This window comes from Cellvibrio sp. QJXJ, from assembly GCF_024452345.1.
Classification (GTDB): Bacteria; Pseudomonadota; Gammaproteobacteria; order Pseudomonadales; family Cellvibrionaceae; genus Cellvibrio.
Window position 1 is genome coordinate 1,440,507 of the sequence record NZ_CP101662.1, and the last position, 11,544, is coordinate 1,452,050.

At 48.3% G+C, this 11,544-nt stretch carries 8 protein-coding genes; 4 read left to right on the top strand and 4 right to left on the bottom strand.

The features are described 5' to 3' along the window. Window positions 1-211: 211 nt before the first annotated feature. Both NNX04_RS06180 and NNX04_RS06185 read left to right on the top strand, forming a co-directional pair. Window positions 212-2,029 carry a thiamine pyrophosphate-binding protein gene (locus tag NNX04_RS06180; protein ID WP_151057187.1) on the top strand — a complete coding sequence of 606 codons (1,818 nt, stop codon included), beginning with the start codon at window positions 212-214 and terminating at the stop codon, window positions 2,027-2,029. Between the two features lie 89 nt (window positions 2,030-2,118). Then, complete coding sequence (locus NNX04_RS06185) at window positions 2,119-3,069, top strand: 3-oxoacyl-ACP synthase III family protein (RefSeq protein WP_261947815.1); 951 nt, start codon at window positions 2,119-2,121, stop codon at window positions 3,067-3,069. 111 nt (window positions 3,070-3,180) lie between these two features. Here the strand turns inward: NNX04_RS06185 and NNX04_RS06190 are convergent, their stop codons facing one another. The 3 genes from NNX04_RS06190 to NNX04_RS06200 all read right to left on the bottom strand — a co-directional run bounded on the left by NNX04_RS06190 (window position 3,181) and on the right by NNX04_RS06200 (window position 9,295). After that, window positions 3,181-3,954, bottom strand: a complete 774-nt coding sequence (locus tag NNX04_RS06190; protein ID WP_007640344.1) for a substrate-binding periplasmic protein — start codon at window positions 3,952-3,954, stop codon at window positions 3,181-3,183. 18 nt (window positions 3,955-3,972) lie between these two features. Further along, on the bottom strand, window positions 3,973-6,285 hold the full coding sequence (locus NNX04_RS06195; RefSeq protein ID WP_261947816.1) for a TonB-dependent receptor: 2,313 nt from the start codon (window positions 6,283-6,285) through the stop codon (window positions 3,973-3,975). Window positions 6,286-6,631: 346 nt separating this feature from the next. Continuing rightward, a complete protein-coding gene (locus NNX04_RS06200; RefSeq protein WP_261947817.1) occupies window positions 6,632-9,295 on the bottom strand; it encodes a choice-of-anchor I family protein in 2,664 nt (887 codons plus the stop codon). Between the two features lie 150 nt (window positions 9,296-9,445). Here NNX04_RS06200 and NNX04_RS06205 point away from each other — a divergent pair, with 150 nt between their 5' ends. After that, complete coding sequence (locus tag NNX04_RS06205) at window positions 9,446-9,856, top strand: DUF393 domain-containing protein (RefSeq protein WP_261947818.1); 411 nt, start codon at window positions 9,446-9,448, stop codon at window positions 9,854-9,856. Window positions 9,857-9,893: 37 nt separating this feature from the next. Here NNX04_RS06205 and NNX04_RS06210 read toward each other — a convergent pair whose 3' ends face one another. Continuing rightward, a complete protein-coding gene (locus NNX04_RS06210; protein ID WP_007640338.1) occupies window positions 9,894-10,262 on the bottom strand; it encodes a DUF6164 family protein in 369 nt (122 codons plus the stop codon). A gap of 150 nt (window positions 10,263-10,412) precedes the next feature. On the opposite strand from NNX04_RS06210, the gene NNX04_RS06215 reads away from it, so the two are divergent. Further along, a complete protein-coding gene (locus NNX04_RS06215; RefSeq protein WP_261947819.1) occupies window positions 10,413-11,543 on the top strand; it encodes an MlaE family ABC transporter permease in 1,131 nt (376 codons plus the stop codon). Window position 11,544 lies beyond the last annotated feature (1 nt).

Sequence of the window (11,544 nt, forward strand, 5' to 3'; positions counted from 1 at the left end):
ACAGGGGAAAAACTCCATTAGAGAATTATTCAATCTAAACGTTTTTCGGCCTACGGCTAATTGGTGACAACCACCACCAGAGGCTGTCATTGAGCAAAAAAAACACTCGCACAAGTAAATATCGGCACTGTCGTCAAAATACACATCTGGATATAATTTGCGCACTTTGAAATTACCGAAGGGATGCGCAACACCGAGATCTATCCTGCAAATGTTAAATCACATCAAGTTACTCGATTTAAATATACCCAACGATCAACAAGTACTTCCCACACTTCCACTCAATATCCCGCGAGAAGCCTCCACCTATGCAGATATGATCGTGAATTATCTGCAGCTCCTGGGCATTGATAAAGTGTTCGGTGTGCCGGGCGGTGCAATAGAGCCTTTGCTCAATGCTCTGGCTCGCTCTGAACGCAACGGCGGCCCGCGATTAGTCGTGGCGCGGCACGAGTGTGGCGCCGCGTTTATGGCCGAAGGCTACAGCCGGGAAACCGGAAAGATGGGCGTGGTCTGCGCGACTACCGGCCCTGGTGCCACCAACTTAATCACCGGTATCTGCTCTGCTATCAGTGAAGAAGTCCCGATGCTAGTAATTACCGCGCAAACCCCGCTGCCCAAGTTTGGCAAGCGCGCACTGCAGGAATCCAGTTGCACGGCAATTGATACGGTCGGGTTATTTCGCCATTGCACCCGCTACAACACGCTCATATCCCACCACGAACAGCTGGAGAGCAAATTGGTATCGGCTTTAATGGCGGCGCATCGCACCCCGCAGGGGCCGGCCCATATCAGCATACCTTCTGATGTTTTGCGCACTCCTGCCCAGATAAAACCGCACATTCATGCGGATTTATTGATTCATGATTTTTTTGTGTCCGACGAATCGGCAATCAATCGCCTCTGTGAAAAGTTGGGGCGCGTTGACACTATTGCCGTTTATGTGGGTAACGGCGCAGGCAGTGCGCATAAGGAAATCATTAAATTTATTGAATTGACGGGTGCCGCGTTTGTCACCGGCCCGATGGGAAAAAGTTGGGTTGATGAAACCCATCCCCAGTACCGAGGCGTGTACGGTTTTGCCGGACACGAGAGTGCCAAAGAATTATTTCAAGGGGATAAGATCGATCTGATTATCGCTGTGGGTGCCGCCCTCGGAGAAATGGGGACCGGCGGTTGGAATGATGACCTGTTAAATACCAAACTGGTGCACATTGATTCTTCCGTGGAGCACTTCACTCGCTCGCCCATGGCCAACCTGCATGTGTTTGGAAATTTGCACACCATTTTTACGCGGCTCATTGAAAATGTGGCAGCAGCGCGCAAGTGGGGCCGCACCTGGCAAACCATTCCCGGCAATACCGAAAAAAATGTATTAGGTACACACGTTACTTTGCGCGAACCGGAAAAATGTTTGAGCGACGCAAGCCCCATTAAACCCCAGCGACTTATGGCGCATTTGGCGCTAACACTGCCCGAAGACACTCGCGTATTTATCGATGCGGGAAATGCTTGGGCGTGGGCAACACATTATTTTGTGCGACCGAATAATCAGGGTTATTACCGTATTGCGATGGGCTTTGGCTCCATGGCCTGGGCGATTGGTGCATCCATTGGCAGCGCCTTTGCAAAAGAAACTGGCCCTACGCTTTGCTTGGTGGGTGATGGTTCCTATTTGATGAGTGCACAGGAAATAACCGTAGCCGCCCAGCACCAACTGCCGGTGGTGTTTATGGTGTTAAACGATGCCGCACTGGGCATGGTGAAACACGGCCAACGCTTGGGCAACCAGGAGTCCATTGGCTGGGAGCTAAACCAAATCAATTACGCCGCCATGGCCGAGGCTATGGGTGTTGAGGGTATTGTCATTACCTCGCCCCAGGAATTGGTTGAGCTGGATATGCCTGCGCTGTTTGCAAAAAATGGCCCGACCCTGATTGACGTTCGCATTGATCGCGATGAAGTGCCTCCTATGGGGGATCGCATCAAAGGCTTGGCGATTAATGGCTCGGCAACACCCGGCGGCTAACACAGACCAAACCTAATCGTTATAGCAACCACCAATAATCCCCCTGAATTTTTATCCACACTTATTTTTATGAATGAGAGGTTTTTGTTTTGTCCCATATAGAAGCAACAGGTAGTTATCTACCATCCACCATCGTCCTCAATAGTGAATTTGTGGGCGGCAATGCCTTGTTTGAATCCATGGATGAATACTTTTCCGGCTACGAAGAACGTCGCCATGCCAGTGCGGTTGAAACCGCCTTGATGATGGCGGTCGAAGCCGCTAAAGATGCCTTGGCTAACAGTAAATACACGGCAATGGATATCGATTTAATTATCGGCATTATCCAACCCAGTCGAAATGTTTACGGCGATGATTTGAATTTGATGCAACACGAGTTAGGTGCATGGAATGCCTCGGTGTTGCCGATCAATACTGCGTGCTCCTCGTTTATTACCGCATTAAATATGGCGGATTCGCTGATCAGCACCGGCAAAAATAAAGTGGTACTCATAGTAACCTCGACCGATTGGGTTCACACTATGCTGGACACCACCAAGCCAAACTTTGCTTTTGCGGGCGATGGTGCAGGCGCGGTAATTTTGGATGCTTCCTCAGAGTCTTTTATTGATAAGCATGAATTAAACAATACCAAGCCGGAAGTGTTTAACGCGCTGGTAATGAAAAATGCACAATTTACCCAAAAGAAAGAATTTTTTACTGTGCGCCCCCCGGAAGGAAGAACCACCATAAAAGATTTAATTTTGTTTCCAATGTCCGTTGCAAAAACGCTGCTTGATAGAAACCCAAGCGTTGCAGTTGATAAGGTGATAATGCATCAGTCCGGATTAAAAATGATGCAAGTCTGGGCCGACAAACTGGAAATTTCTGAGGACAAAATCCGGCATACCATAGGGCTTTATGCCAACATGACCGTAGCCAATATACCGGTAACACTGGATTACTGGCGGAAGAAAGGTGATTTGCAAAGAGGTGAAAAAATATTATTCATGGCGCCCTCAGCGGGCGGATATTCAATTGCCATGTTGTGGGAATATTAATTTTTAGTTTTATTTTTAATTCGAGCCTCTGATCACCCCGGAGGCTCGATCTTGCGCTGACCACTTCAGTTATTTATTCAAATGACTTGATTAAAGATTTTTTTAACTGAATCAATGAACCAGGGTAGCGTAAGGCCCCAAAATTTTACCCAATTCACCCGATTCTCTCAGCAGTTCCAATTGCACATTTAGTTGTTCTATAAACTGAAGATTTTTGGCGTTCTTGTGACACACAACCGAGGCGCCCTCCCCTTCAAAAACGGAAAGCTTTTTATTGTATTCCGGAATTGGCACGCCAAGTTTTTGGGCGGCCAGAAAAACATCCGGCGTAAAACCCACAATTGCGTCTACCCGTTTTTTTGTCAGCATATTAACGCGCACCTCTTCACTCGCCACTTCGTCAACCACCGCATTAACTCCCTGCAAATAAATATTGCGATCAAAACCGAGCCAGATGGCGACTCTTTTATCGTTTAGCTCATTAAAAGAGGCGATAGTTTTTTCACCTTGCCGTGTAAAAACGCGCATGCTGATATAGTCGATGGGATTCGAGGCAATGAATTCACGGCCTTTTGTTTGTTCGGAAAAATGTGTTTGTATTGAATTCAGGGACGAAGGGAAAATACAGTCTTCGCTATCCATTAAGTTACGCACGGCGCGGGTCAATGGAAAAATCACCAACTTAAAGTTGAGATTTTTATCGGCCAGGGCTTCCAATAGCTTGTTGTATTGATCATTGCCATTTTCACGTAGGCGATATTCCAATGCCACACCAGAAATGCTGATTGGAGCTTCTGCTTCAACCTTGGTTTGTGCTGCCGCCGTTCCCACCAACAGCATGCCCGCCAGAAAAAACACGCTTTGTTTGATTCGTTTCAGGTTCATAGTTATCAATCCCATTGTTTAGAAACTGTATTCCAGCGAGAGCCCAATCTCACGTCGCCTACCATAGGTAGCACTTGAAATACCGACAGACGAAAGTTCAGTGGTGCCACTTAAAAAATAGGTCTCGTCGGTAAGGTTGTTACAAAATAGCGAGGCCTTGATCGTATCCTGATTATTTGCCCAGGTTACCGAACCATTAACCAAAGTAAACGCCGGTTGCGCGATAGATTCTACATTTAACGGGTCATTGTAGGTTTTGCTTTTGTAACTTAACTCCAAAGTGGTTGTGAGGCTGCCATAGTCTCTGAGGTGATAATCGTATTCACCTCTTACAAATGCATTCCAGCGCGGAATTTTTTGTAAGTCATCGTCTTTATTCAAGAGGGTGCTCTCGCCTAACTCGGTATAGCGAGCATCAAGATACCCAAAGCCGGTACGGATCTGAAAGTTATCAACCACCGTAACTATCGCCTCAAATTCGGCACCGTCAATGGTAGCTTTTGCAGCGTTATCGATGGTGACAGCAATTAAATTATTCGCACCGATAGTCAGCACCGAGACCTGCATGTTGGTGTATTCGGTGGTAAACACCGCGCCCTGTAGGTAAAGCCAATCGTATTGCTGCTTGAATCCCAACTCATAGGTGGTGGCATTTTCCGGGTCAAAGGTATCTATAACCGGAGTGCCGTTTTGGGCATCGGTTGGTGGGTTAACCAAGCGACCATTGTAGCCACCACTTTTAAAACCTTCGCTGTAACTGGAGTAAAGCATGGTGCGATCGTTAATATCGTAGGAGATATTTAACCCGGGTGAGACTTCCCGCCACACATCCGTGGGTTTCTGTTCCGGGCCAATCAACTGGGCTCCACTATTGACGGTAAAGTTATCGATAAAAAATTCTTTTTGTTCACGTGTCATACGCAAACCACCCGTTACTTCCCAGGCATCCTGTTCCCAGGAGAGCTGACCAAAAAGCGCGCGGCTATCGACATCCACTACATTATTCACATCAAAAGTTGCATCGGCGCCGCCGCCAGTCGCCTCAAACAATCCATCCAAAAAAACAACGTCCTGGTGATTGGTAATATCTTCCTTCAGATAAAAAGCCCCTAGTGTCCAGGATAAATGGTTGCCGCTAGTGCCGGTTAAACGCAGCTCTTCACTGAATTGCGATTGCTCATCCAGATTCACCACGCTGCCATAATTCAGCGGTGAACCATCCGCGTCCCGCGAATAGGTGCCCTCCATGGCGCGGTATCCTGTAACTGAAGTCAGGGTCATTGTTGGGGATAGTTCAATATCACCCGTGAGCGACAGGCCTTTTACATCTATATCGTCCTGCGATGGACCAGTACTGAAGGTATTAAACCCATCGCCTGTGGGCAACCAGCGCGTGTCCCATTGGGTATTAAACAGCGGCCCAGCGATAAGTGCATTGAACGCCTCCCAGTTGGTTAAGGGTTCTCCCGGCGGCAGTGTGCTCAGATCCCTGCCCTCGGCGATTTCTATCATCACCTCTGCCGCACCGTTTTGGCGTTGGCGGGTGTAGTCGCCGGTTAAGCGAACATCGACATGCTCAGCAGGCTGCCAATGCAATATGCCTTTCAAGGTACTGCGGTTTATGTTGCCTTGATCTTTCCCATCCAGAATCCGCTCTACATAACCATCGCGGTTTTCATCCAGTAAGGAAATACGACCAGCCAAGTTCTCGGCCAATGGGCCTTCTGCACTTAAAGCAAGATCCTGGCGATCCTTGCTGCCACCCGTAAGGGCGATAGTTGCGCTGGCTTCATTGCTGGGTAAGCGTGAAATAACATTCACCGCTCCACCGATAGTATTTTTGCCAAACAGCGTTCCCTGAGGGCCGCGTAATATTTCCACGCGCTCAATGTCGTTCACCTTCAGCACACCGCCAACCGAGCGGGCGATATAAACACCATCGAGATAAATACCCACGCCCGGGTCGTTGGTTGAAAGGAAATCATTTTGGCCGATACCGCGAATAAACACTGCCGCCGCATTGCTGGTGCCGGAGATAGGTGGCGATGCAGAAAACTCCACGTTGGGGGCTAAAGCTGCCAAATTGGAAATGTCGCTGATGGTCGGATTGGAGAGTATCCCGGCGCCGAACGCGGTAATCGCTATAGGTACATCCAACAGGCTTTCTTCGCGCTTTCTGGCAGTGACCATTACCTCTTCAATGGTTTTTGTTACTGAGGTTTCCTTCCCATTAATGTCATCCTCGGACAGCGCCGGTAGCGCCCATCCTTGACCAAACAGCAACAAGAGCGCTGAAAGGCTTAGTTTATTCTTAGTAGAACAGGGGGACATTTGATTTACCTTGATGGGTATTTGGAATTTTTTGGCTAACAACCATTATTAACATCTCAAAAATGATTGCCAGGATTAGCAAGAGACAACTCCCAGTCGATAGGTATAGTAGTGAATTGCTAAAAATAAACAACTTCGCCGCCAATATTGCGCTCACTCATTAGCTTTTAGAATTGCCTGATTTTTGCCAAGCGCTAAATACCAAGAACCTGAAGAATCCTGAAGCGCTCTAAAGAAACCAAAAACAAAAAAGGCTGTGCCGGTTTAACACCGAACACAGCCTTTATAAAACCCCTGTTATCTCTCAAGCCAAGCCCTGTTTTACAGGAGGCTCGATTTGCGACAATTAGGGCAACGTAATAATCGAAACAGAACCGATTGGATCATACGAATAATCGTCCTTAGCCTCACCTTCATCGGCCGTCAGGATAAATTTTCCGTCCGGTGAAAAGGTCAGCATATCGGGCAAGGCGCCGACTTTGGCAATACCGAGCAATGCATAACTGCTGGTATCAAAAACCACCACGGTACCTGTCTGGGTTTTATCAACCGCTTGCAATGCGCCCGCAATTTTACCGTTGCTCACAGCCACACTATTAATACCACCACCGTAAGGGCTAAGGTCGATAGTGGTCAGCAATGACAGTGCCGCAGGGTCGGCCAGGTTCAATACTTCAATGCGCGAATTTGTAAGTAGCTCACCGTTATTCAATACAAATAAACGTTTAGTGATTGGATCGTAGGCGCTGATTTCTGCTGCAGCCACACCACCTTCCAATATCAAGCGCGAGGCAAAACTAAATTCACCATTCACATTGCCTTGGTAAACCGTCACGTTGCCGCTCTCCTCGTTGGACACCACTAACAAGGGATTACCGTTGGGGCTGTTAGCCGCACTGATAAACAAAATCCCTTCCGGTGCATCATCACCTTCGGTGATCAACATTTGACTAAATTGGATATTGCCAAGGTCAGTGATGTCATACACCGCTACCGCATCGGCACGTTCCAAACCGACAAATACAAACCGCTTGGAACCAACCATGCCAATCGCCAGATTCTCCGGCTCAACACCTTTGGCATCGCTGCGGTCATCCGGGTAAACACCGGCGCTATTAGCTTGGACTTCCAAATCATTGCCGCTGTCATACACCTGTTCACCCGTAGTGCCATTCCAAATACTGAATGAACGCGCACCAAAACTCAGCAGTTCACTGAATACAGTTTCCGCGCTGGAGGTTTTTGCAAATTGCGTCACCAGCAAACGGCCCAACTGCGCATTTTGTTTTAGCTCAGTGGCATTGGGAAAATCCGATTCGTCGAGCGTGATATCGGCAACTTTTACACCCTCTTCAAAATTCGTGTAGTAATCGCGCACATCGCCTTCATTGGCGGTAATCACATAATCCATTCCACCATCATTAAATGCAGCAATGCCGTCAGGCTGATAAATACCAAACACTTTTGGATACGCGGCAAACTCGACTTTATCATCCCGGTCACTCGGGTCGATCTCATTGCCTACTGCACCGTAATCTTTAAAACCCAAGGGAAAAATATTGGTGATAGCCGGGGTACCATCCAGATTAATGCGTGCAACACCGTTGTTTTCTTGCAACGTTACCCAGGCTGTTTTTGAGTCAGCAGCAACGGCAATGTATTCCGGTTCAACATCTTTGGCTAAATCGGCGTTCAAACCAAATACACGGAAACCACTATTTTCCAACGTGGTTTCGTCGTCATTAAACGAGGAAAAATTCAGCGTAGTCACGGTTAAATTCAACGCGGGGGTCATAAAGTTTTTCAGGCCGGGCGATGCGTAAAGCTGGGGAGCACTACCATCGCCCAAGTCGATAAATTCACCGCCGTCTGGCAGGCGACCGTACGCGTTTACGTGAAAGTCGCCGTGGCTTACGTTATCAATAATCGCTTCAAAACGCGCCAGAATAATATTTTCGTTTTTACCAATACCAAAACCACCCGTGCTGTTAGTGATTGCACCGGCCGGTGCATTGGTGGGTAAATTTGCACCGGTGGCTACATCGGTCAACAACACCAGAAAACCATGTCCGGGAATAGTAGTGCCACCGGGAATGGGCATAAGAGTATTTTCGCTGTCGCTCAGCGACCATTCACCTTCCGCAAACACATAGGGTTGGGATGATTTGTTGTAAAGCTCTACGTAATCAAAATCCAAATCGGCGCGGCCTTTGGATACCACTTCGTTAATCACAATATCGCTCTGCGATGCGGGTGGGTTCACTACTGGTAAAGCGTTAATCACACCGGGAGTTGCGGTCAGCGCTTCAGCTTCATCGTGCCACTCGCCACCATCGGGCAAACGGCCAATGGTGTTTACATGGCTACCGGCAGCCCAACCTTTTTCATCAATAATTTCGCCCTTGTGGGTCAGCAATGCTGTATCGCCTTTACCCAAACCAAATTCAGCGGCACCGCCAATAATGGTTCCCTCTGGCGCACCAAAGGGTACGGCAGTTTGATCCACCGCTACCAACAAGAATCCTTTAGCCGGAATGACACTGCCCGCCGGTATTAACACGCCGGGAACTTTGTCCTCACTAAAACCTTTTAAATCGTTGACCGCCCATTCGCCTTCGACGAAGGTGTAATCGCTATTGCCTGGGTTGTAGATTTCGATGTAGTCATAACCACCGCCGTCCGAGCGCATTTCATTGAGCACCAGCGTCGGCAAGGCGGCTGAAGATACTGACGATGAGCTGCTGCTTTCACTTAACGAAGAAGAACTTTCAACAGAGCTAATAGTTGCAGAAGAAGTGGTTGCAGAACTTGTAGTTGCAACAGAAGTGCTCGACGAAGATATAGTGTCCACCGAAGAGGCATCGCTGGATGACGACACGCTGCTTGAACTGCTGGTTGAGCTAATCGATGAACTGCTGGATGAATCATTGTCATCACCGCCGCAGGCCACCAGGCTAAATGACACAGCGGCCAGCGCTGCCCAGCGTGGTATTTGTTGGATGAGTTTCATATTATGTGTTCTCAAATAAGGCATGTGTTAATAAAACCAAGGCTATTTGTCGTAAATAAATGTTTTTTGGCGCGCCAAGGTTACGGCAGCCAGATGACAGAAAAACAACAAATAAATGACAGCTTGATTACACAAAAACCGAGGTGATGAGTGACCACAACCCAACAAGTAGTACTGGTGTACGACAAAGAATGCCCCGCCTGCGACAACTACTGCCGCATGGTGCGTATTCGTGAGGATATTGGTGAATTGGTGCTGTGGGATGCGCGCGAGCCAGGGCCCATTATGGATGAGATTACCGCACTGGGTTGGGATATAGATCAGGGTATGGTGGTGAAACTGGAGCAGCAACTCTATTACGGTTCCGATGCAATTTACATGCTGTCGCTGCTGAGCAGTCGCTCGGGGTTGTTTAATCGTTTGAACTATTGGCTGTTTAAATCCAAACGATTAAGCCATGCGCTTTACCCGATTCTGCGCGCATTGCGTAATTTATTATTAAAGCTATTGGGCAGAACCAAAATTAATAATTTGGGTTTTGCCAACAACGATAAGTTTTAATATCAACAAAGCAATACCAATAAACCACTACGAAGGCCTACTGCAATGCAGGCATAACAAAGGGCAACAAGGTTAAGCCTGCAACAAAAATAATCGCAATCACCAACGCCATAAAACGCAGCGGTTGCGCACAAAAATGTTGCCACAGACTGGGCACCTGCCCCGCCTCCACCAACTGCGCATAATTTTGCTGCTGGCGAATCGCGCGCTCAGCTTGATAGGCGTGAATCAATTCCCGCGCTCGTTGTTCTTGTGCGCCATCTGCGAGCCAAATTGCATCCAACCCTACGCGGAAAAATCCAGCATCGGTTTCATAGTAGTTAATCTGGTGCTCGTTGAGCAGCATACGAATTTCCTGAGCTTCATCGTCAGGCACTTGCGCGAGTTTGAATAATAATCTGGCCATAATGTCCGGTTAATCTTGTTATTGACGGTGTTAAGTGCGGAGGATAACAGTTCTCTGTGTGCGGTTTATATTATCTTGCCATGTTGTGCGTTTCATTTTCTTCGCCAGAGCGACTATGATCAACCCTAACACTCAATTTGGAAGATAAGGATGACTGCGTTGCTCTTTCACATTGAACAACCTGATGCAGCCGATCCACCGTCTGGCAGGGTGCAGCTGCACCTGTGCGGGGACTGGCAACTTGGCCATACTCCCGATGGCGAAGGCCTGTGCGCCGCTATCCCTGCGGATAGCAAAACTATCACACTCATCACCGATGAACTCAAACAGTGGGACTCCAGCCTCGCCGTTACTCTGCTGCAACTCGCGCGCTGGTGCGAACAACAGCAAATTTCGCTGGATACCAGTGCCACGCCGGAAACACTGCAACAACTTCTCAACCTGGCTACCGCAATTCCCGCCTACCAACCCGCCACCACCAATAACAAGGTAAGTTTGCTCAGCCGATTGCAAAAAACAATTGCTGCCCAAGGGGAAGGTTTAGCGCGCACCCTGACGTTTATTGGCGATGTGAGCCTCGCGTTTATCAATTGGTTGCGTGGCAATGCCAAAACACGTAGGCAGGATATTTTCTTTTTTATCGATCAGGTTGGTCCACGCGCGCTGGCGATTGTCACCTTGATTGCATTGCTCGTGGGCATGATTCTCGCGTATTTGGGTTCAGTGCAATTACGCCAATTGGGCGCCCAGGTGTACGTGGCCGATTTGGTTGCGATTGGTATGGTGCGCGAAATGGGCGCATTGATGACCGCAGTAATTATGGCGGGGCGCACCGGTGCTGCTTATGCAGCTCAGTTGGGCACTATGCAGGTAAATGAAGAAATTGATGCGCTGAAAACCATGGGCATTTCCGCCATGGAATTTTTAGTGCTACCGCGTTTACTCGCATTGGTTTTCATTATGCCGCTGCTGTGCATTTACGCCGATGTAATCGGCATGTTTGGCGGTGCGTTAGTCGCGACCAGTATGGATGTCAATTTTAGCCAATACATTTTGCAAACCCAGGGCGCGGTGGACCTTATGGATATCATGGCCGGTTTAATTAAAAGTGTATTTTTCGGCATTTTAATTGCCATCGCCGGTTGTCAGGCCGGGATAGAGTGCGGGCGCAATTCCGATGCGGTTGGCATGGCGGCCACCAATGCCGTGGTGCGCGCCATTGTCTATTTAGTGGTCGCCGATGCAGCGTTTAATATTCTTTACGACAAGCTGGGTATTTAAG